Annotated in this window: 25 protein-coding genes; 15 read left to right on the top strand and 10 right to left on the bottom strand. The window is 38.4% G+C overall.

Features of this window, described 5'->3' with window-relative positions; genetic code table 11:
* Positions 1-21 precede the first annotated feature (21 nt).
* Positions 22-474 carry a TPM domain-containing protein gene (locus FKZ43_RS04375; RefSeq protein ID WP_140944663.1) on the top strand — a complete coding sequence of 151 codons (453 nt, stop codon included), beginning with the start codon at positions 22-24 and terminating at the stop codon, positions 472-474.
* Between the two features lie 20 nt (positions 475-494).
* Positions 495-1337: a hypothetical protein gene (locus FKZ43_RS04370; RefSeq protein WP_140944662.1), complete on the top strand. Its 843-nt coding sequence runs from the start codon at positions 495-497 to the stop codon at positions 1335-1337.
* On the opposite strand, the gene FKZ43_RS04365 is transcribed toward FKZ43_RS04370, so the two are convergent.
* The 4 genes from FKZ43_RS04365 to FKZ43_RS11650 form a co-directional block, all read right to left on the bottom strand.
* Positions 1304-1894, bottom strand: a complete 591-nt coding sequence (locus FKZ43_RS04365; protein WP_140944661.1) for an AAA family ATPase — start codon at positions 1892-1894, stop codon at positions 1304-1306. The genes FKZ43_RS04370 and FKZ43_RS04365 overlap by 34 nt on opposite strands.
* Positions 1891-2973: a prephenate dehydrogenase gene (locus FKZ43_RS04360; protein WP_140944660.1), complete on the bottom strand. Its 1083-nt coding sequence runs from the start codon at positions 2971-2973 to the stop codon at positions 1891-1893. The genes FKZ43_RS04365 and FKZ43_RS04360 overlap by 4 nt, the downstream gene beginning before the upstream one ends.
* A gap of 7 nt (positions 2974-2980) precedes the next feature.
* Entirely contained in the window at positions 2981-4003 is a 1023-nt protein-coding gene (gene aroF, locus FKZ43_RS04355) for a 3-deoxy-7-phosphoheptulonate synthase (protein ID WP_140944659.1), read from the bottom strand.
* A gap of 75 nt (positions 4004-4078) precedes the next feature.
* Positions 4079-4201, bottom strand: a complete 123-nt coding sequence (locus tag FKZ43_RS11650; protein ID WP_268904359.1) for a hypothetical protein — start codon at positions 4199-4201, stop codon at positions 4079-4081.
* A 144-nt stretch (positions 4202-4345) separates the two neighbouring features.
* Here FKZ43_RS11650 and yajC point away from each other — a divergent pair, with 144 nt between their 5' ends.
* The 8 genes from yajC to FKZ43_RS04315 all read left to right on the top strand — a co-directional run bounded on the left by yajC (position 4346) and on the right by FKZ43_RS04315 (position 11548).
* Positions 4346-4645, top strand: a complete 300-nt coding sequence (yajC, locus tag FKZ43_RS04350) for a preprotein translocase subunit YajC (RefSeq protein ID WP_140944658.1) — start codon at positions 4346-4348, stop codon at positions 4643-4645.
* Positions 4646-4735: 90 nt separating this feature from the next.
* The gene (locus FKZ43_RS04345) at positions 4736-5974 is read left to right on the top strand and encodes a bifunctional 3,4-dihydroxy-2-butanone-4-phosphate synthase/GTP cyclohydrolase II (protein WP_140944657.1); all 1239 of its coding nucleotides are present in this window, start codon (positions 4736-4738) and stop codon (positions 5972-5974) included.
* Positions 5975-6009: 35 nt separating this feature from the next.
* Complete coding sequence (locus tag FKZ43_RS04340; protein ID WP_181180252.1) at positions 6010-7386, top strand: TldD/PmbA family protein; 1377 nt, start codon at positions 6010-6012, stop codon at positions 7384-7386.
* Positions 7383-8417, top strand: coding sequence for a glycoside hydrolase family 113 (locus FKZ43_RS04335; RefSeq protein ID WP_140944655.1), 1035 nt, complete (start codon positions 7383-7385; stop codon positions 8415-8417). The genes FKZ43_RS04340 and FKZ43_RS04335 overlap by 4 nt, the downstream gene beginning before the upstream one ends.
* A gap of 24 nt (positions 8418-8441) precedes the next feature.
* Positions 8442-8927, top strand: coding sequence for a transcription elongation factor GreA (greA, locus tag FKZ43_RS04330; protein ID WP_140944654.1), 486 nt, complete (start codon positions 8442-8444; stop codon positions 8925-8927).
* Between the two features lie 63 nt (positions 8928-8990).
* Positions 8991-9674 (top strand): DNA-methyltransferase, encoded by a 684-nt coding sequence (locus FKZ43_RS04325; RefSeq protein WP_140944751.1) that lies wholly within the window; start codon positions 8991-8993, stop codon positions 9672-9674.
* On the top strand, positions 9675-9866 hold the full coding sequence (locus tag FKZ43_RS04320; protein ID WP_140944653.1) for a hypothetical protein: 192 nt from the start codon (positions 9675-9677) through the stop codon (positions 9864-9866). It abuts the gene before it with no gap.
* Positions 9867-9886: 20 nt separating this feature from the next.
* Complete coding sequence (locus FKZ43_RS04315) at positions 9887-11548, top strand: amidohydrolase (protein WP_235894684.1); 1662 nt, start codon at positions 9887-9889, stop codon at positions 11546-11548.
* A gap of 1 nt (position 11549) precedes the next feature.
* On the opposite strand, the gene FKZ43_RS04310 is transcribed toward FKZ43_RS04315, so the two are convergent.
* From FKZ43_RS04310 to speB, 6 genes are read right to left on the bottom strand one after another with little or no spacing between them, the layout of a single operon-like run.
* On the bottom strand, positions 11550-11933 hold the full coding sequence (locus FKZ43_RS04310; protein ID WP_140944652.1) for a hypothetical protein: 384 nt from the start codon (positions 11931-11933) through the stop codon (positions 11550-11552).
* Positions 11934-11948: 15 nt separating this feature from the next.
* Positions 11949-13046, bottom strand: a complete 1098-nt coding sequence (locus FKZ43_RS04305; protein ID WP_140944651.1) for an LptF/LptG family permease — start codon at positions 13044-13046, stop codon at positions 11949-11951.
* Positions 13036-14457, bottom strand: a complete 1422-nt coding sequence (locus FKZ43_RS04300; RefSeq protein ID WP_140944650.1) for an LptF/LptG family permease — start codon at positions 14455-14457, stop codon at positions 13036-13038. Before FKZ43_RS04300 ends, FKZ43_RS04305 begins: the two co-directional genes overlap by 11 nt.
* Before the next feature lies 1 nt (position 14458).
* The gene (locus FKZ43_RS04295) at positions 14459-16519 is read right to left on the bottom strand and encodes a response regulator (protein ID WP_140944649.1); all 2061 of its coding nucleotides are present in this window, start codon (positions 16517-16519) and stop codon (positions 14459-14461) included.
* Positions 16516-16989: an NYN domain-containing protein gene (locus FKZ43_RS04290; RefSeq protein ID WP_140944648.1), complete on the bottom strand. Its 474-nt coding sequence runs from the start codon at positions 16987-16989 to the stop codon at positions 16516-16518. The genes FKZ43_RS04295 and FKZ43_RS04290 overlap by 4 nt, the downstream gene beginning before the upstream one ends.
* Positions 16986-17900 (bottom strand): agmatinase, encoded by a 915-nt coding sequence (gene speB / locus FKZ43_RS04285; RefSeq protein ID WP_140944647.1) that lies wholly within the window; start codon positions 17898-17900, stop codon positions 16986-16988. Before speB ends, FKZ43_RS04290 begins: the two co-directional genes overlap by 4 nt.
* A gap of 137 nt (positions 17901-18037) precedes the next feature.
* Between speB and FKZ43_RS04280 the strand changes: the two genes are divergently transcribed.
* The 5 genes from FKZ43_RS04280 to FKZ43_RS04260 are packed head-to-tail and all read left to right on the top strand — an operon-like array spanning position 18038 to position 22334.
* Complete coding sequence (locus tag FKZ43_RS04280) at positions 18038-18799, top strand: helix-turn-helix domain-containing protein (RefSeq protein WP_140944646.1); 762 nt, start codon at positions 18038-18040, stop codon at positions 18797-18799.
* A 5-nt stretch (positions 18800-18804) separates the two neighbouring features.
* Entirely contained in the window at positions 18805-20808 is a 2004-nt protein-coding gene (ligA, locus tag FKZ43_RS04275) for an NAD-dependent DNA ligase LigA (protein ID WP_140944749.1), read from the top strand.
* Between the two features lie 16 nt (positions 20809-20824).
* Entirely contained in the window at positions 20825-21433 is a 609-nt protein-coding gene (locus FKZ43_RS04270; protein WP_140944645.1) for a hypothetical protein, read from the top strand.
* Positions 21434-21450: 17 nt separating this feature from the next.
* Positions 21451-21972 (top strand): DUF6913 domain-containing protein, encoded by a 522-nt coding sequence (locus tag FKZ43_RS04265; RefSeq protein WP_140944644.1) that lies wholly within the window; start codon positions 21451-21453, stop codon positions 21970-21972.
* Positions 21973-21989: 17 nt separating this feature from the next.
* Positions 21990-22334, top strand: a complete 345-nt coding sequence (locus FKZ43_RS04260) for an STAS domain-containing protein (protein WP_140944643.1) — start codon at positions 21990-21992, stop codon at positions 22332-22334.
* The last annotated feature ends 1 nt before the right edge of the window (position 22335 follow it).

Genomic DNA, 22335 nt, shown 5'->3' with positions numbered 1-22335 from the left:
TAAAATTAACACAAATCCCGTATGCTTAAGGTTAGAGAAATTTTCACAAATGATGATTTGAAAAAAATTTCGGAAAAAATCGCACAGATAGAGAAAAGTACAAGCGGTGAGGTTCGCGTCTCAATCCGTGAAAAAAGAAGTTTGATTGAAAGAAAACTTTCTATCTTTGACATCGCATTGAGGGAGTTTTATCGGCTCGGAATGGATAAAACAAGGGACAAGACAGGCGTCTTAATTTTTCTTTTATTATCTGAAAGGAAACTACAAATAATTGCAGATGAAGGTATAAACTCAAAGGTTGAGAATGAAACATGGCAGAAAATCGCCGACAAGATGGTTGAGAAATTTAAAGAAGGTAAATATCTTGATGGACTTCTTTTCGGTTTGGATGAGATTGGTAAAATTCTTTCCGCGCATTTTCCGATAAAACCAGACGATATTAACGAACTTCCCAATGATATTGAAATAAGTTAAAAAAAATTTGAAAGCAGGATATGCCATTTTATGGATACATCGGCATTTTTATAATCATACTTGCTGAAATTTTGCTTTTTATGGGGGTTAAAATTGTTGGAATTTATTTCACGCCGATAGTTTGGACTGGTTACATTCTCTTTGTTGATGCGTTGAATTTCAAGCTTTACGGAAACTCACTCATAAAAAATCGTAGAAATGAATTCATCTTGATGTTGCCTTGGTCTGTGCTTTGTTGGTTGATTTTTGAGGCATATAATTTTCACCTTAAAAATTGGTTTTATGTCGGTTTACCTGATAGCGCTCTTGCGAGGACATTTGGTTATGTTTGGTCTTTTGCGACTATTTTCCCAGCGATACTTGAGACGAACCAACTTGTAAATCCTTTGTTTAAAAATTTGAACAAGAAACCCTCTAAAACAACGGACACAAAGCTAACCATTTACTTTATCGTTGGAGTTTTATGCCTTGTAATTCCATTGGTTTTACCATCTGAAGTTGCTTCTTATCTTTTTGCGCTTGTTTGGGTTGGGTTTGCGTTTCTGCTTGAGCCGATAAGTTATAAACTTGGTGGTGAGAGCTTATTCCGAGAGTTTGAATCTGGGAAGATGACAACGCTTTTATCACTTTTTTTAGCTGGTCTAATTTGTGGAATCCTTTGGGAGTTTTGGAATTATTGGGCTATAGGAAGGTGGATTTATACTGTGCCGATCCCATTTGCGGGACCGAAAATTTTTGAAATGCCACTTCTCGGATACCTTGGTTTCCTTGCCTTTGCTGTTGAGGTTTATTCAATGCAAAATTTCTTGATGACGGTTTTAAAACGTAATCAAAAACTTGCTGAGTTATTTGGACTTGCTTGAGTAGGGATGATTTTAATTATTGCAGTGTCAAGCGTTTTTTCGTTAAGGATGAAAATTTCGTCAAATCCTTCCGTCGGTATTGATTTCTTTGCTTCAATGAAGTTTGCATATTGATATTTGATCACTTCCTCACCTACTTTCCGTTTTCTTTTTTGGTCTCTTTCTATGCAGATTTCTATGGGTATGTCAAAGACGATTATTGCGACTTTAAAGCCGTATTTTCTTGCGATTTCAATCAGTTTTTGCCTTGTTTCTTTGGAGAGAGATGTTGCATCCGCTACGGTGAGCCGACCCACGAGCAATCTTTTTTCAATGATGAAATAAAACAAATCAAAGGCATGTTTTGAAACCGCCTGGTTTGCTGGGTTATCTGATATCATTGCTCTGCAATGGTCGGACGAGACGATTTGTGTTTTTTTGAAGAATTTTTTGGCAAAGGTTGATTTACCGCTACCGGCAACGCCACATAGGACAATGAGTGTTCGTGGTGTTAATTTTATTTCAAGCGTTTCCTCTTCTTTTCTTTTCTTGAATATGTTCAAAAATTTTTCAATCATCTCGTGAAGACCTTGTAACCGAGTGATTTTATTATTTCAATCGCCTTGTTTGCGTCCCTTTCGCTTTCAAATGAAATTCTGAAAGTTCCACCAATGCCTTCTCTGACGCGCAGGAGTTCAATGTCTCTTATATTTAGCCCGCCCTCATAAAGTGCAGTGGAAATTTTGCTCAAAACCCCGGGTCTATCCTCAACCACGATAAAAACATCATATAGTTTGTGTATAAAACCTTTCGCGGTTAAAGGTATCTCGTTTCTAAGTTTGAAAGCCCTGTCAAATTCATCTCTAAATTTTTCAATTTCGTTGTTCAAAAGATATGACTTGTATTTGTTAAGTCCAACTATAAAGGCATCAATTGCCTCAAGGAGTTTTTCTCTGTTTAGTGAAATTATATCGTTCCATATTTCAAATTGGCTTGATGCTATTCTTGTAAGGTCTCTAAAGCCACCGCCAGCGAGTGTTAGGTATTCAGTTCCCAAATCGCCAGCGGTGTTAACTAGCAAGACAGCGAGCAATTGTGGCAAGTGGCTTATGTATCCAGCTATTTTATCGTGAATTTCTGGGTCAATTAATACGACATTGGCTCCGGTTAATTTTATCAAAATTGTTAAATCGTTTATGACTTTTATCGGCACATCTGGACCTGGGCAAAGTGCGTAGACGGCATTTTGAAAGAGAAAAGGATCAGCGTATGAAATGCCTTTTTTTTCTGAGCCAGCCATTGGGTGTCCGCCGATGAAATAGACATCGTTTTTTATATTTTTTGCCGCGTCAAGCACTGCTTTTTTTACGCTACCAACATCTGTTATTATTGTCCCAAGTTTGGCAAATTTTGAAACCAACGGAAGCAACTTTATAATTTCGTTAAGTGGGGTACACAAGAAAATCACATCAGAATCATTCACAGCGTTTTCTATTGAACTTATCCCTTCATCAATTGCGCCTATTTCAATTGCCTTTTCAAGCGCTTGCGTATTAGTGTCAAAACCGACTACTTTTAAATTTCTCATTTGTTTAAATGCCAAACCGAGCGAACCGCCAATTAAGCCTGTTCCGATAATTGAAATTTTTCTAAACATAGTAAATTTATGCTATTTTTCTTCCTATTGCTTCGGCTATTTTCCTGACCTCTTTCATCAGTTGGACGAATTGTTCAAAGTAAAGTGATTGAGGTCCGTCCGATTTTGCTTTTTCTGGTTGATGATGAACTTCAATTATTAAACCATCCGCTCCAGCAGCAACAGCTGCTCTTGCAACTGGTATAACTTTATCCCTTAGCCCTGTTGCATGAGATGGATCAACAACTATTGGGAGGTGACTTTTTTTGTGGACCACAGGTATGGCGTTTATGTCAAGCGTATTCCTTGTTGATGTTTCAAATGTTCTTATTCCTCTTTCACATAAGATAACTTTGTGATTACCACCTGAGAGAATGTATTCAGCAGCCATCAACCACTCTTCAATTGTTGCGGACATCCCACGTTTTAACATAACTGGTTTATCAATTTTTCCAAGTTCTTTTAAAAGGGCGAAGTTTTGCATATTTCGCGCACCTACTTGGAGTATATCGGCATATTTTGCCACAAGTTGGATATCTTTTGTATCAAGCACCTCGGTTATGACGAGAAGTCCGTATTCATCAGCGGCACTTCTTAGAAGTTTAAGCCCTTGTTCGCCAAGCCCTTGAAATGAGTAAGGTGAAGTTCTGGGCTTAAATGCACCACCTCTTAAAATTTTAACTCCTTGTTCGGCAACGAATTTAGCGATTGTGAAAATTTGCTCTTCGCTTTCAACCGCACAAGGTCCAGCCATTACAACGACCTCTTCAATATTACTTCCTATCCTGACGCCTTTTAATTCAATGAGTGTGCCTTCGTGTTTAAAAGCACGATTCGCAAGTTTATAAGGTTCGGTTACTCTGTAAACCTCTGCAACCCCTGGTAAAAGCTGAATGTTTCTGTGATCAAATTCTGGTTTTACACCTATGGCCCCAAGCACTGTCCTTGAAACGCCAGTTGACCTGTGGACATCAAAGCCGTAGTCATTTAGAACTTTTATCACATTATGGATTTGCTCTTCGGTTGCATCAGGTTCCATAACAACGATCATTTGTTTTTACCTCCTTTAATTTTGTTTTTGATTTGATATGAATTTAAAAGTAGGCGATATTGTTGTGAGGGGTGTTTATGCCCAGTGGTTGCGCCACCACTGGGCGAAGTAGTAAGCGTAAAAGTAAACTTGGAAGGAAACAAAGTAAGAAACGAACGATGGTTGAATCAAACTTATTTGCTTGCCAAGATCGTCCATTTCCGAAACCTTTCTTTGCCAATGAGTTTATTAAAATATACAAATTTGATATGCATTTTGCAAGAAAAAAATTTTGAAATCTCGTTTCGTTTTTTTATCTTAAAACCAAATTGGTGTGCAAATTAATGTCGGAGGATAAGCGTTATGCTTTTTTTAATTCAAGCTCAGCCAGATGCGACGAGCAGTTTGATCAGTACGATTATAATGTTTCTTGCGATATTTTTGATTTTCTACTTTCTCATAATTAGACCCCAGCAAAAGAGAGCACGGGAACATCAGAAACTAATTGAATCCCTCAAAAAGGGAGACAAGGTAATAACCTCAAGCGGTATCCATGGGAAAGTTGTCGGGCTTGATGATAGGACGGTTTTGCTTGAGGTTGATGATGGGGTTAAGATAAAATTTGAGAAGACAGCAATCGCTGTTGTGACTCGTGAGGGTTAAAATTAAAATTTCTTTTTTGTTGCTTTTTCTTTAAGGGACAGATTTATCTGTCCCTAAAATTTTTTAATCAACGATAATGGAGGTGAAGACATGATGCCAATGGAGAAATTCAACACGATAGATGAAGCGATTGAAGACATACGCGCTGGGAAAATTGTGATAGTTGTTGACGATGAGGACAGGGAGAATGAGGGTGACTTTATAATGGCAGCTGAAAAGGTGACGCCAGAAAGCGTTAATTTTATGGCTAAGTATGGTCGCGGTTTAATTTGTGTTGCGATAACTGAAAATAGGGCTCGCGAGCTTGAGTTTGAACCGATGGTTGAGTTTAACACGGCAAGGCACGGGACGGCTTTTCTTGTGAGCGTTGATTATCTGAAAGGAACTACAACTGGCATTTCCGCTTTTGATAGAGCAGCGACAATAAAAGCGATTGTTGATCCAAATTCAAAGCCAAGCGATTTTGCCAAACCTGGGCATATTTTCCCACTTCAAGCTGTTGAAGGTGGGGTTTTGAGAAGAGCTGGGCATACTGAAGCAGCAGTTGACCTTGCGCGCCTTGCTGGGCTTTATCCAGCGGGCGTGCTTTGTGAGATTATGAATGACGACGGAACGATGGCTCGCGTCCCAGACCTATTTAAAATCGCAAAAAAATTCGGCTTGAAAATTATAACCATAAAAGACCTCATAAGCTATCGGCTTAAAAGAGAAAAACTCGTAAGAAAAATAACAACAACAAAACTTCCAACAAGATATGGATTCTTTGATCTCCACCTTTATGAAAGTTTAACCGATGGGAAAGTCCATGTCGCTCTTGTTAAAGGGAAAATTGACGATGGCGATCCAGTCCTTGTCCGTGTTCACTCGGAGTGCCTCACTGGTGATGTCTTTGGCTCTTTTAGATGTGACTGTGGAGAACAGCTCCATTCAGCTATGAAGATGATTGAACGGGAAGGAAGAGGAGTGTTGCTTTATATGCGACAAGAAGGAAGGGGAATTGGGCTTGTCAATAAAATTAAAGCTTATAGATTGCAAGATGAAGGGAAAGACACTGTTGAAGCAAACGAAATGCTTGGTTTTAAGCCCGACCTGAGAGACTATGGAATTGGCGCGCAAATACTCGTTGATCTTGGAGTGAGAAAAATGCGCCTTTTGACGAACAATCCCAAAAAAATTGTCGGACTGGCTGGTTATGGTCTTGAAGTCGTTGAGAGAGTTCCGATTGAGATTGAACCCAATCAGGTAAACATAAATTATCTGAGGACAAAGCGAGATAAACTCGGTCACTTGATCCTGATGAACGAAAAAAACGATAACGAGAAGAAATGATGTTTTCCTATCCCGAAATACTTGAGCCATCCCAAATGAAAAAAGTGATAGAAAGGGCGCTTTCAAAGGGTGGTGATTTTGCAGAGATATATTTTGAGTATAGAATTGAACTCGCGATAAATTTATCGGAAAACAAAATTAAATCCCTAAACTACGGTATATCCCCTGGACTTGGTATCAGGGTGATTTCAGGGTCTAAGACGGGATATGCTTACACCGATGACTTTAGGTTTGAAAAGATTCTTGAAGTTGCAGATGTCGCATCTTATGTGGCTGATTCAGGGATTGGAAACAAAGCAGTAAATCTTGAGGCGAGAAAGAGAGTTGAGCAAAATTTTCAAGTTGAAAGACCGATTTATCTTCTTGACATTGATAAAAAAATTGAATGGCTTTGGCGTGCGAACGACTCAGCGCGAAGTTATGACGGTAGAATAAAACAAGTTGATATAAATTATTTTGAAAGTGCGAGATATTTCTGGATTGCAAATTCCGAAGGGGTGTGTGTTGAAAGCGATGATTCTTTGTTTAGAATTTTTATAACCTCGGTTGCTATCTCCGATGGCTTGAGGGAAATGGGGGTGAGTTATCTTGGTGGAAGATATGGATACGATTTCTTGCTTGAAAACCCGCCAGAGAAATTTGGCGTTGACTCAGCAAAACAAGCTGTTTCAAAGCTTTATGCTAAACCAGCGCCTGCGGGAAATTTCCCGGTTTTAATCAAATCGGGTTGGGGTGGTGTTCTCGTTCACGAAGCTGTTGGACATGGTCTTGAGGGCGATTTCAATAGGAAAGGTATCTCGGTTTATTCCGGTAAATTGGGACAAAAGGTTTGTTCAGAGCTTGTAACAATAATTGATGATGGGACTGTGCCGAATTCAAGAGGTTCGGTTGCAATTGATGACGAAGGAACGCCAACGCAGAGAACGGTTTTAATTGAAAACGGAGTTCTCAAAAATTACATGCTTGATAAATTGAACGCGAAACTTTTGAATCTTGAATCCACAGGAAACGGTCGCAGGGAATCATATAGACATTATCCTCTTCCAAGGATGAGAAATACATTTATTGACGCTGGAAAAGATGACCCATCCGACCTCATTAAAAGTATTAAGTTCGGAATATATGCCAAGTCGCTTGGCGGTGGACAGGTTGATATAGTCAGTGGAAATTTTGTCTTTGAGATAAACGAGGGATATTTAATTGAAAATGGAGAGATAACACATCAAATTCGCGGTGCTAATTTAATTGGAAATGGTCCAGAGGTTATGAGAAAAGTTATCGGCGTTGGAAATGACCTTGAAATAGAGAAGGGGACCGGAACTTGTGGCAAAGATGGTCAATATGTGCCAGTTGGGGTTGGACAACCAACAATTCTTGTAAGTGAAATGACAGTTGGTGGGACACAGGTTTGATCAACTACAGATTGAGAAAAGCTTTAATTTTCATCCTGTTCATTTTAAATGGATGTGATTTTATCGTAACGGTCAAAGGCGAGAAAACTGAAAAAATTCAAATTTACAAAAGAGGTTTTAACTTCGTCTCTTGGAAAAGGACTGAATATGGAAGTGATTACGCAAGGGCCTCGTTTGACACAATGAGCACATCCGGTGCAAACTGGGTTTCAATTGTCGTTACGCTTTATCAGAAAAATTTCTCTGATACAGCAGTGTTTGAAGATATTAATAAGAGCCCGAGCATTTATTCTATTTCTCAAATCGTTCAGTATGCCCATACGAAAGGTTTTGGTGTGATGCTTAAAATTCATGTTGATTCTAACGATGATGTTTCAAGGACAAAGATAAAACCATTTGATGTTTCCGCTTGGTTTAGGAATTATTCAAAGTATGTTTTAAACTATGCTAGGGTTAGCGAAATGCTTGGCGTTGAGTTGCTTTGCATAGGCACGGAACTTTCAGGATTAAGCGGTGAGAAAAAGCATTGGTCCGATTTGATTGAAAGCGTAAGAAATGTGTACAGCGGTAAAATTATCTATGCTTCAAATTTTGATGAATATAGGAATGTTTCATTTTGGGATAAGGTAGATTTCGTTGGGATAGATTTTTTTGCTCCAGTTTCAAATAAACCTGATCCAGTTTATGATGAAATTGTTCTGGGTTGGCAACCTTATTTGAATGATTTAAAGAGTTGGTTTGTTGAGTCAAACATTGATAAAAAATTGATTTTCACGGAGATCGGCTATCCTGCGACGGATGGCGCGAGTATGAAACCATGGAAGATCGGAGAAGCCCTTGACCTTGATGAACAAAGCTTATGTTATGATGTAGCGCTTGAAATGATTTCCAAGCTGAATTTTGTTGATGGTGTTTTCATTTGGAACTGGAATGCGAATTTGGAAAGTGATTCGCTTAAAAAGGATTTTTCTCCATATGGTAAACCATCAATTGAAGTGATAAAGAAACACTGGTTAAAAGTTAGAGTTTAAATAAAAATAAAAGAGCGGATAAAAATGGCGAAAGAAAAAAAAGATATAATTTATCTGACGCGTGAAAAATATGAAGAATTACAGCGTGAACTTCGGGAGCTTAAAACGAAGGGAAGAGCTGAGGTAGCAAGAAAAATAGCTGAGGCAAGGGCTCATGGCGATATATCCGAGAATTCAGAATATGAAACAGCAAAGTATGAGCAGGAATTGCTTGAGATGAAAATTCAAAAGATGGAGGAAACACTTGCCAGAGCAAGGATAATAGACACAAAAGATTTGCCAACGGATAAAGTTTATCTTTATTCCAAAGTTAAGGTTCTGAATCTCAACACTAATCAAGAGATAGAATATACTATTGTCTCCTCTCAAGAGGCGAATTCAGCGGAGAGAAAAATCTCTATTCAATCCCCGATAGGTAAAAGTTTGCTTGGCAGAAGCGTCGGTGAAATAGTTGAAGTAAAGGTCCCAGCTGGGATTGTCAGATATAAGATACTTGAAATAAATAGATGATTTGATGTGAAACTTGGTGAATTTGAAATAGACAACATTTATTGCGGTGATGCGCTTGAACTTATGAAAAAATTGCCCGATGGGTGCATTGATCTTATTATAACTGATCCACCTTTTGCAATTGATTTCAAAGCCAAGCGATCAAACTATAATAGGGATAAAACAAGGGTTCTTGAAGGTTACAATGAAATTCCAAAGGAGAGATACTATGAATTTTCAATTAATTGGATTTCACAAGCTTATAGAGTATTAAAGAACACTGGATCAATGTTTGTTTTCTCTGGTTGGACGAATTTAAAAGACATTTTAAATGCGCTTGATGAGGTCGGCTTTATAACGATAAATCATATCATCTGGAAGTATCAATTCGGTGTTTTCACGAAGCGAAAGTTCGTCACAAGTCATTACCACATACTTTTCGTTGCCAAGGATGAGGAAAGATATAAGTTCAACAAGATAGAACACTATCCTGAGGATGTCTGGATAATAAATAGGGAGTATTGGACGGGAAAGATAAAGACGCCGACGAAGTTACCTACCGCCCTTGTTCGTAAGATAATTCTTTATGCGTCTGACGAAGGTGATATCGTTTTTGACCCTTTTTTGGGTTCGGGACAGGTTGTCGTAGTTGCAAAAGCTTTGAAAAGGCATTTCTTGGGGTTTGAAATTGTTCCAGAATATTGTGATTTTATCTGTGAAAGGTTAAAAAACATGGAGATGAACCTCCTTAACTCAAAAGAGCCTTGAATGAGCAAGGAATTTGAAGAACATAGAAGATGGTTTAGCGATTTCAAAACAAATGAGAAGAGAGGAGATGCCCTTACGTTGGACATAGAAGAGATACGAAGCAAAATTAAATTATCGCACACCGCTAGTTTTGATATTGCGAGGGTAATTCTGGAGAAAATAAGAAGCAAAAGGTTGATAAATTATTTGTAAAAATTAAGGAAAATGGCTTTATGAGATTTAAAATTTTTATCCTTGCCTTTTTCATTTCACAACAAATTCTCATCTCTCAAATGCCAAAAGCAGACATAATTTTCATCAACGGGAAAATTTGGACAGTTGACAAATCAAAGCCGATCGCACAGGCGGTTGCAGTCCTCGGTGATAAAATTATCGGTGTTGGGACAAACACGGAGATTAAAAAATACGCAGGTAAAAATACTAAAGTTGTTGATTTGAAGGGTCGTCTTATGTTGCCTGGTTTCATTGATGACCATACTCATTTTGTCAGTGGTGGATTTCAATTGATGAGTGTTGATTTAAGAGATGCTAAAACGCCTGATGAATTTGCCAAAAGAATAAAGGAATACGCTGAGAAAAACCCCGGGCGCTGGATTACAGGTGGCGACTGGGACCATGAACTTTGGGGAGGGGAACTTCCAAGAAAGGAATGGATTGATCAGTTTACTCAGCAAAATCCTGTCTTTGTGACAAGATATGATGGGCATATGGGGCTTGCAAATTCGGCTGCTTTGAAACTTGCTGGGATAACGCGTGAAACCCCAGACCCACCTGGGGGCTTGATCGTAAGGGATGAAAATGGTGAACCAACAGGAATTCTTAAGGATGAGGCAATGTCGCTTGTTTATAGGGTCATACCTGAGCCGACACTTGAGGAGAGAATCAATGCGATAAAGCTTGCACTTGAGGAGGCAAAAAAACTTGGACTTACAGGGATCCATGACATCGGGACGAGCGATGATTTAAGGGCTTATCAAGAGCTTTACAAAAGGGGAGAGCTTACAATAAGGGTTTATTTACGGTTACCTATTTCACAATGGGAAGACCTTGCAAAGTTAGGAATTCAGGTTCCGTTTGGAAATGAGTTTATAAGGATTGGCTCTTTAAAAGCATTCGCTGATGGTTCATTGGGTTCAATGACAGCGCTTTTCTTTGACCCGTATAATGAAGACCCAAATACGCGAGGTCTTGCAACGGATATAGTTCAGGATGGTCGTCTTGAAAAATGGGCTACCGAAGCTGATAAGGCAAAACTTCAACTTTCAATCCACGCGATCGGTGATAGCGCAAATAGCTTGGTTTTATCAATTTTTGAAAAAATCGTTGAGAAAAATCCAACATGGGATAGGAGATTTAGAATTGAACACGCTCAGCATATTCATCCGAAGGACTTTCAAAGATTTAAGAAGTTAAATGTCATAGCATCAATGCAACCATATCATGCAATTGATGATGGAAGATGGGCTGAGAAAAGAATTGGTAAGGAAAGATGCAGAACAAGTTATGCATTCAGAACATTTCTTGACAGTGGGGTTAAGCTTTGTTTTGGGAGTGACTGGAATGTCGCACCGTTGAGCCCAATTCTTGGGATCTATGCAGCTGTTACAAGGCAAACGCTTGATGGAAAACATCCAGAGGGTTGGTTTCCTGAACAAAAAATCACGGTTGAAGAAGCTGTTGAGTGCTATACTATAAACAATGCTTATGCTGAATTTGCTGAGAATGAAAAAGGTTCAATCTCGGTTGGAAAGCTTGCTGATTTTGTAGTTTTATCAGAGGATATATTCAAAATCTCACCCGAAAGGATAAAAGATGTAAGTGTTTTAATGACCGTTCTCGGTGGGAAAATAATCTATCAGAGCGAATCGTTTTAATTTACCTTGATATTCTCGGTTTGCTTATTTCGTGGTGCGTAACTGTGACAGCTACTTTTTGACCAGTTGTAACAAGACCAACTATAATCATACTATCTCTTGTAGCAAGGTTAATTTCATATTTTGCATAGTTAGTAGATTCAGGAAAGCTTACATATGAGAGCTGGAAGTTTTCAAACGACCATCCACCGCCTCCAAGTTCAACTGGTTTTCTCGCCCAAGCCTGTGCAAGCTGACCAATTCTTAAGCAGTCGTTTATCGTATCGTTGAGATATTGTTCAGCTATTGCTCCGGACCTTGAAATGAAAACATTTATCGCCACTGCTATAGATATGGTTACGACAATTGCTCCCAAAACCAGAAGAAGAAGTTGTTGTTGTCCCATTTTTATCTCTCTTTTTTATTTTCTAACCTTTAGAATGACGATTATTCCACAAATAAGGAAGACAAAGTTTGCAAGCCATGCCGATGCGAATGGATTCAAAAGTCCAGCATAACCAAAGGATGTGCTTATTTTCATAAAGATGAAATAGATGAACGCTATTAATAAACTCAGTCCGAATTCCATCGCCAGACCAGCTCTTTTCTTCTGTGAGGCAAGCGCTACGCCAAAGAGAACAACGATAAAGTTTGAGAACGGGAAAGCAAACTTTGAGTGATAATCAGTTAACCATCTTGATGGGTCATTTCCGCTTCTTATTTGATCCTTGATAAACTCCGACATTTCATCTGCGTTCATCTCATCCGGTTTCATCTGTTTGCGTTTGATGTCCACCGGTTTAAAATTTAATTTGCCGATATTTAAAGTGTCAAGTTTATTTAAGAATTCCCTTCCGTCTACAAATTTACGATATGTGCAATTTATAAGCAACCAGTTATCCCGTGTGCTGTCCCATTTCATAGCAGGGGCAGTATATCTTGCTACTATCTTAGTGACATCAAGAGAGTCAAAGTCCTGAATGTCAACCCTATGAGCTGTGTTTGATTCATCGTCAAAGTATCCGATGGAAAGTAACCGCGTGTATGTGTCTTGAATGTAGATGTTATATTTCCCCCACGATTCAAGATGTTTTCGCATATAGACCCTTTCAAGGTTCAACTTTTTCTTGTTCGTTTTTGGCACGACCCAAGCGTTGAAATAAACTGAAATCACACTTAAAATAAAAGAGATCACAAGAAATGGAAGCATAAACCTATATAAACTTACACCCGCAACCTTTATCGCTGTGAGTTCATTCAAATTTGACATTCTTCCAGTCGTGAAAAGACAAGAAAGTAAAACTGCAACAGGAAGTGTAAGCTTTATTATCTCAGGCGTGAAGTAGAGATAATATTTCAAAATTATTGAGGTGGGCACCATTTGGTCTATGAAATCATCAAGGTTTTCCATAAGGTCAACTAAGATGAAAATTAATATGAAGGCGATGAGCCCGAAAATTATCATCTGTAAGAATTGCTTTGTCGTGTATATGTCAATTATTTTGATTTTATCTTGCATATCTGTCGGTTAAAATTTCTTCTTCTGGGATTCCAAGCCATGTCTTTATCCTTGGTGGTATTATTTCCTTTATGCTATACCAATCAATGATCATGGATTCTTTTCCCATGCGTATCGTCAGATAGATTCCCAAAGTCCCTACGACGAAATTTGCTATCCACATGCTCAAGAAAGGCGATAATATATCTCTGTCGGCAAGTTTTTCGCCACCGATCAAGCAAGCCCAGTAGAAAAGAAAGAAAGCAAGGCTTAAGCTTGCAGCAACTCCAAAATTCCCTCGTCTTGCCATCATCCCAAGAGGTGCACCAACTAAAACAAAGACAACACAAGCAAATGGTATAGCATATTTCTTGTGAACCTCAACCATATAAGCGTCAATTGAACGATCATAGTATTCAATTTGAGTGATATAGTTTTTTAAGATGGCGTTCAAACTTATTAGCTTTTGCGACGCTGATACCATTGCCTCGTAATCACTTACAGAATCAACCCTCGGTCGTTGATAAAATGAAGTAGGAAGAATCGTTTTACCTTCAAACGGGTTTTTGAAATTTGTCAATGCTATTGAATTCAAACTCTCGTAAATTTTTCTCTGTATGTTCCTCAAGCTGTCAACTATCCTTAACATATCTTTTGCGCTCAATTCTCTGTCGCCACGCTGAAATGCATTACCCGAGGAACGCTCAAACCCAAAACCCTGAACTTCCATGACAACTCTATATTTTTCATATTTCACAATTCTGTAGATGTTTTTATTCTCCGCATCTTGTTCGTGTATTTCGCCATTTTCAAGGTCCATTATCAATTTCTTGTAATCGGGCGTAAACGAAATTCTTCCCTTCTTGGCTGTAATCACGATCTGCTTCATCGGGTCGGAATAATTGTAAATCGTCGCATCTTCAAATTCGTTCGTATGTTCATGTGTTTTTCTTACAAGTATCGCATAACCAGTCACATCGGTTGAAAATATCCCAGGGTTAAGCGTAAGCGTTGGTTTCTTTCGGTGTATATCTATCATAAGAACCTTTAACCTGTGATTTGCATCCGGGAGAACCTCGTTATTGAAGATTATAAGTAGCCAAGTTATCAAAAATGATACAATTAAAACGGGCAACATCATTTTATAAAGGCTCACACCGCTTGATTTCATTACGGTTACTTCGTTATTTGCGGAAAGCCCACCGAAAGCCATCAAAACAGCAATCAAAACCGACATCGGAACAGCAAGGACGACTATCCAAGCAAGATTTAAAACGATTAGCTCAATTATAACCCAAACGTCAAGCCCTTTCCCGATGAGTTGATCAATGTATTTCATAAGGAATTGCAGAAGGAAGATGAGAATCAATGTGAAAAATGAAAATAAAAATGGACCAATATGCAAGCGAAGTATGTATCTGTATAAAATCATTTCAAAATGCACCGACATTTCTTTTTGGGATTATAACTTTGAAGTTCGTCCCTTTGCCTATCTCTGACTCTATCTCAAAATCAGCGCCGTATCTTTTCAAATTTTGATATGTTATCGTCAGACCGAGTCCAACTCCTTTAATTTCAGTGAAATTGTCAGATGTTTTCGTAGTGAAAAATGGCTCAAAAATTTTTTCTTTAATTTCATCCGTCATTCCAATTCCTGTGTCAATTATTTCAACATAGATATTTTGCTCATCCTCCCAAGTTTTAACAGTTAGAACTTTCCGTTCTGTTTCAAGCATAGCGTCAATGGCATTTCTTAAAATATGGGAAAATGCGCTTGAAAAGTCTGAATATACAGCTTCAATTATGATTGGTTTTTCAGAGAATTGGAAAACTTTTTCAACATGATGTTTATAAAACGGGTCAAATTCAAGCGTTTCAAGTTCCCTTTGTAAAAGCTGATTTAAATCAAATCTTTTTTTGTTCTTTTCAATTTCTTCCTTTGTTTTTAACGATAGGTTCTCAATTATCTGGTTTATCCTATCAACTTGTTTCAGCAATCTTTCAACTTGTTCCGTTTCAATTCCCTTTCTTTTTAAAGATTGAAGACCGAGGTTTAAAACCGCAAGCGGGTTTTTAAGATTGTGGGCGATTCCTCCCGCAAGACGTCCAATTGAAGCAAGGCGATATTCCTGCCAAAGCTTTGCTTCAACTTTTCTTTTCTCCTCTTGCAATCTTTTGAAATCGCTTATATCATTTACAACGAGTATGCACTTTCCAAGTTTTGGGTCGTCAAGTTTTTTCGTGGCTGAGATTAGTAAAAACTTTCCGTTGTATGTTGCTTCAAAGGTCTTTTCAACTTGCTCAAAATCATATTTACAAAACTCTTCAATTGTTGAAGATCTTAAAAACTCCTTCAAATTTTTACCTTCAAGCTCACATTTGAAAATTTCGTTCGCTTTTTGACTTGAAAATAATATGTTCATTTTGTCGTCAATTACTATCAAACCAGCGGGGGTAAGATGGATAAAAGTTCTGTATTTTTCCTCCGATTCCTTTAACTCAGAAAACAGCGTCAAATTATCAATTCCAATTGCGATCTGTTGCGCCAACATTTCAAGGATTGAAATTTTTGACTCATCAAGTGAGGCATCATCCCTTTTGAATGCAAGTTCAATTGAACCGATGAATTTATCCCTTACCCTTAAAGCGACCTCAACGAAGGAGTTAAAATCGCTCTTAAAAATTTCCCCTCTCACCTTTGTGCTCCCCTTGCCGATGTTATGGTAGATTATCAGTTTTTGGTTCATTATTTCAGTGGCGAAGTCATCGCCAATTGGAAGCTCCGGGTGTTTCTCAAAGATGTTCTCATCGGGTAACTTTGTGAATGAAAAAACGAGTTTGAGAGAAATTTTCGTTCTATCAAAAACGAAAAAGTTTACGGCATCTGCATCAAAAATTTCCGAGAACGGTTTTGAAATTTGCTTTAAAAGATGTTTGATATTCTTTGTGGAATTTATTGCTGTGAGGATTAAGTTGATCGTTTCAAGTTCCTTGTTCTTCTCTTTTATCTGTTCATATGCTTGGTTTAGTTCAATTAGTTTCTCCTCAAGCTTATGTATTAAGCGTTCGTTGTATTCTTTCAGATAGGTTGCTTCCTCAAATTCCGCAACTGGCTTTCTGATTGCTTTTCTCTCAATCACTTTATTTATCCTATCAAGAAGGGATTCAAATTTTATCGGCTTTGTTATGTAGTCATCCGCGCCAAGTTTTAAACCGAACATTTTATCTTCGGCTGATATATAACTCCCGGTGTAGAAGACAAAAGGGATGAAGTTCAATTCCGGGTTTGATTTAACCTCGTAACAGAATTTAAATCCATCCATTACAGGCATCAAAATATCGGAGATTATGATGTCAAAATCTTTTTTCTGTTTTAAAATTTCAAGCGCTATTTTTCCGTTTTCAGCTTCAACTATTTCAAATCCCGATCCTCTTAGGAGTTCTGCTAACAATTTCCTCGCTTCATCGTTGTCCTCAACTATAAGTGCCTTCATCTTTGAAGCATTCTTTTTATTTCTTCCTCAGTGAGTTTCACGAACGGCTTCTCTTCCTCTTCATTTGTCCTTTCCCTTGAAGATAAATTTTTTAGAAATTCTTCCGATGAAATTCTCTCAGCTCCGCACGCTTTCGCACAGTTTATTATTTCGTTGTCGGAGGAAACGACGATAAAATTTTTTCTTCTTTTCGGGTCTTGGTTCATTATGATTTTCTTTATCAGGTCATCAGCTTTATCTGGCGGGTGCGAGAATATAACTCGCACGGAGGGAGTTGAGAGATCGTTTGTGATGTTCAATTTCCCGTCAAAAACAAGGATACATTCTTCTTTTCTCTTTGAGAAGAAATCAGATAACATTGAAACGAGCTCTTCACGGGCACGCTCTATGTTTGAGGCGAAAACCTTGCTCAACTTTTTGGATTTATGAATTAGATTATAACCGTCAATTATGTATGTTTTGTTGCTCAATTTGAGTTTTTAATTTTATTGGCGAAAATTATGTTGAGAAGTTTGTTCGTGAAAAATGCTGATATGAAATTTGGATATTCAAGCCCTGGCAAAGGGCAAAGTTCAACGATGTCAAAACCGACGATGTTTTTTGAGTCGGCGACTTTTTTCAAAAGTTCAATTGTTTCGTCCCAATAGAGACCATTTGGGACGGGTGTTCCAACGGCTGGCATGACCGATGGGTCAAAATAGTCAAGATCAAATGTTATATAGACATTTTCGCTTAATTCGTCAACGACCGCATCCTGCCAAGTTTTTCCATCTTTGTTGTATTTTCCGGACTTTATCTCCCAGGCATAAAAAGTTTTTATCCCGTTTTCTTTTATGAACCTTGCTTCAGATATATCTTGGGCTCTTATTCCAACCTGGACGATATTTTTATTGAACTCAAACGCACGGGCGATAGCTGATGCGTGACTGTATTTATTCCCCTCGTATTCATCCCTTAAATCCGAGTGAGCGTCAAAGTGAAGAATTGTGAGATTTTTATAAACCTCTGAATATGCTTTTATCGGACCGATAGCAATTGTGTGTTCACCTCCAATCGTTACAAGGAATTTATCTTGTTTTAATAGTTCAAGTGCGATTTTATAAGCAAGTTCAACTGCCTTTTCATCCCTGAGTTCAGTAAAGTCAAGCGGTTCAAGTGTTGCAATTCCAATTGTTTTATAAAGTTCAATGTCAAATTCTTCGTCGTAGAGTTCAACTTGATGGGATGCTTCAATCAGTTTTTCAGGTCCGAGAATTGTCCCTTTTATGTAGCTTGTTGTATGTTCGTATGGTGCAGGAATTATGACTATTTTTGATTTTTCAAGGTTTGAGAATTCCTCTGGGATTGAGAGGAAGTTTTTGTCTTTTCCAAGGGTTTTCATTTTTCCTTTTTTTGAAAAATATAAAATTCGGGTGTTTTAAAATCAAATTCACTTGAAAAATCCCCAAAGGCAAGTTTGAATAAAAAAATTAATTTTGTTAGATTATGTTTTGAAAAGGACAATTAAAAAGGCATGACATGGGCGTTGGAGAGAGATTAAGGGACGCACGTATGGAACGAAATTTAACCTTGAGGGACATTTCAAACAAGACGAGGATAAGTGAGAAGTTTCTTGAGAATATAGAAAGTGGGGTTTTTGATTTCGCTCCCGAGCCGTATGTTAGGGCTTTTATTAGAAGTTATGCGAGGGTGGTGGGCTTGAACCCCGATGAGGTCATAAAACAATATGACGCGGAGGTTTCCGCTCTTAAAGTTAAAAAAGAGGAAAAACCAGCGGTTAAAAAGATAGAGTTTGACATCGGCACTTTCGTTTCTGAAAATGTAATTTGGATCATTGGGGCAGTTGTTGTTCTTTTCATTGTGATAATCGCTTTTGTCGGTTTAGGTGAGGGGGAGAAAAAAGTGGTTCAAAAGAAGAGTTTTGAATCAGCGGTTGAGGAAGTTTCAAAAGGTGTGAAAAAAGAGGTTAAAACTGAAATTAAAGCCGAAGAGAAAAGCGTTAAAGATAGCCTTGAATTGAAAGTTATATCAACTGATTCTGTTTGGATAAGCGTTATGATTGATAGTTCTACTGTTAAGGAATTTTTGATGCCACCGAATATAAGTTTGACTTTGAAAGCGAGGGATAATTTTAATTTCATTCTTGGGAATGCCGGTGGTGTTAAGTTCATTTTGAATGGTCGTGATCTCGGGTCACCTGGTAGGAAAGGTGTTGTTTTGCGAAATTACATCATCAGCCGAGAGAAATTAGAAAAAATAAATTCCACCCCTGCGCCATGAGGCAGATTGACCCGAAAATAATTGAGAGGGTTGAGGAGTTAAGAAAACAGATAAGGGAACACGATTATAGATATTATGTCCTTGCTGAGCCGATAATTTCTGACTTTGAATATGATATGTTGATGAGGGAGCTTATTGAGCTTGAGCGTCAATATCCAGAGCTTGTGACGCCTGACTCTCCGACGCAGAGGGTTGGTGGAGCTCCTACGAAGGAGTTTCCAACTGTGACACACCCAGTTCCGATGTTAAGTTTAAACAATGCTTTTACAATTGAAGAGATAAGGGAGTTTGATAGGAGAGTTGCAGAGCTTCTTGAAGGGGAAAAGTATAGATATGTTGCCGAACTGAAGTTTGATGGTGTAGCAGTGAGGTTGAAATATGAAAATGGGATTCTCGTTCTTGGGGCAACTCGTGGTGATGGTGTTCAAGGGGATGACATAACCAACAATATAAAAACGATTCGTTCAATCCCGCTTAGGTTGATGAATCCAGACGAGAAATTTTTGAACATTGAGGTGCGTGGCGAGGTTTATATGAACAAGGTTGATTTTGAAAGATTGAATGAGGAGCGGGAACGACTTGGGGAAAAGCTTTTTGCCAACCCAAGAAATGCAACTGCTGGGACATTGAAACTGCAAGACCCGAAACTCGTGGCTCAGCGACCTTTGAGATTTTTCGCTTATTACTTGATGGCTGAAGGGGTTGAGCTTGAAAGTCATTACGAGAACCTTCAAATTTTGAAACGGCTTGGCTTCCCAGTTTGTGAGCATGTGAAGTTGTGTAATAATATAGATGAGGTGATTGAGTTTTGGAGATACTGGGAGGAGCGAAGGGATGATTTGCCTTATGAGATTGATGGTGTCGTTGTCAAAGTTGATTCAATTCGTCAGCAGGAAGTTTTGGGTGCAATTGCGAAAAGCCCAAGGTGGGCTATTGCCTTTAAGTTCACGCCAAGACAAGCGCAAACGAAACTTCTCGGGATAACGCTACAAGTCGGTAGAGTTGGAACGATAACTCCTGTAGCTGAACTTCAACCGGTTCCACTTGGTGGTGTGATAATAACAAGGGCAACACTTCACAATGAGGACTATATAAAAGAAAAAGATATAAGGGTTGGTGATACAGTCATCGTTGAGAGAAGCGGTGAAGTCATACCGAAGATAGTTGGTGTTGTCCTTGAGAAAAGACCGCCTGATGCGGTGCCGTTTGTATTCCCGAAGAATTGCCCAGCTTGCGGTGGTCCAATTGAAAGACCAGCTGGTGAGGCAAACTATTATTGTGAAAATCCAGAATGTCCAGCTCAAGTTAGAGCTAGAATTGAACATTTCGCATCAAGAGGTGCTATGGATATTGAAGGGCTTGGGGAGGCAATCGTTGATAAACTTGTGACGCTTGGTTTCTTGAAAAATTATGCTGATATATACGAACTTCACAGGCACAAAGCGAAACTTGTAAGGATTGAGGGGTTCGGTGAGAAAAGCGTTCAAAATCTTTTAAACTCAATTGAAAACAGTAAGAAACAACCATTTCATCGTGTCCTTTATGCCATCGGAATAAGATATGTCGGCTCTGAAATTGCAAAACTTCTTGCTGATGCGTTCGGTTCAATTGACAATTTGATGAACGCAAGTGTTGAGCAGATTTCTTCGGTTTACGGGATTGGTCCAAGAATTGCTGAAAGCGTTTATAAGTTTTTCCACGATGAAAGAAATCTTGAGCTGATAAGAAGATTAAAAGAGGCGGGGCTTAATTTTGAGGTCAAGCCGGAGGAAAAGGCAAAAAAGAAATTAGCGGGGAAGACATTTGTGTTCACGGGAACTTTGAAAAATTTTACGCGTGAGGAAGCAAAAGAAAAAGTTGAGGAACTCGGTGGAAAGGTAAGTAATAGCGTCAGCCGGAAGACGGATTATGTCGTTGTTGGGGAAAACCCAGGTTCAAAGTATGATAAAGCTAGACAACTCGGGGTCAGAATAATAACAGAGGAGGAGTTTCTTGAACTCATTAAATAAAAATTTGGAGGGGAAGATGAGAATACCTTTCTTTTTGTTCTTGTTTTTTGTTTCGGCTTCTTTTTTGTTCTCTCAAACTTTGCCAGGGAAGTTTGGTTTTGGAGCTGACCTTGGTACATCAATTTTTGTCGGTCAATCAAAACCAGATGTTCAACCAATAGGAAGCGCTTATGTTAGATTAGGCGTGTTAAACTTTTTCTCAATCGCTGGTAAATTTTCCGGTGGATGGGTTGGATTCAAGGATAAGAATACAAATTTAAGAAATTGGACGACTATCATATCTGGCGAACTACAAGGTGAGTTTCACATAATCCCGCTGAGCAAATCCGATGCGTATTTTTTCATCTCCAGCGGTTTGATTCATTATCAGCCAAATGTTTCCAACTATATGGGGAAGAACACACCGACGGTTGGTTTTGGGCTTGGCTTAAACATGTTTGTTAGACATTTCCTCTCGGTTGATTTTTCATCATCGTATAATTTGACAACTCGTGGTGACCTTGACGGAAATCTAAATACAAAAGATAAAGATGGATTTTTCACACTTAAACTTGGGCTTTCCTACTATTTCTACGACAAGGAGTACATCAGGGAAGCATTTATAAGGGGTAGAAGATCAAAATAACTTTCGGGAAAATGTTGATGAAAGCAATTAAGTTAATCCTTTTAACCTATGCGAAATTCAGATACGGGATAAGGGGAGGTAAAATAGTCAATTTCACGCAGGCGTTTCAGAGGGCGAGATATATCGTGGTGATTATGCCGAGAAAGAAAGAACAGTTTCTCATCGCTTACGAGATGCTTAAAAATATACCCGGCAAGTTTAATATCACAGTGATTGCGATGGCTGAGTACAGGGACTATTTCACAGTGAAAAAATATCGGTATGTGGAAGTAGGCGAGGATGATATTTCAATTTTCGGGTTGCCAAAGAAAAATTTCATTAAAAAAATTGCCCTTTTCAGATATGATATTGCAATTGATATGAGTTTTGACTTTGACATTTTCAATGCTTGGCTTTGCCAGAAGATCAACTCTGGGATAAAAATTGGTTTCAAAAAGGAAAACGCTGATTTGTTTTATAACTTCCAACTCGCCATAGGAGAGGAGACCGATATGAAATCCGCTTACATTGGAATGATCGGTTCATTGAGCATTTTTTAACAAATATTGATTTTTTGATGAATTTTGAAGTTTCAAGACCCAAAAAGAGCGTTATCGTTTTTAAGATCGGTGAGAAGAAAATTGACGCTTTGAACTCACCGGAGTTGAAGGCAGAATTCCTCGCTTTGTGTCAGTCAGGGGTTAAGTTTTTAATCGTTGATTTGTCACAAGTTGAGTATTGTGATAGTTCTGGTTTAAGCGCTCTTCTGTTTTGCAGAAGAAGGATGAATGAAAATAAAGGTGAGGTTATGCTTGTTGGAGTGAGGGATAAAATTTTAAATTTGATGAGAATTGCAAGGATTGACTCCATTTTTAATTTTTCTGGTTCGGTTGAGGAGGCGTTATCAAAAATAAAGGGTTAAT

It is taken from the genome of Candidatus Thermokryptus mobilis (assembly GCF_900070205.1).
Lineage (GTDB): Bacteria > Bacteroidota > Ignavibacteria > Kryptoniales > Kryptoniaceae > Kryptonium > Kryptonium mobile.
The sequence above is the reverse complement of the archived record's forward strand: the minus strand, read 5'-3'. Positions and strand labels throughout refer to the sequence as shown.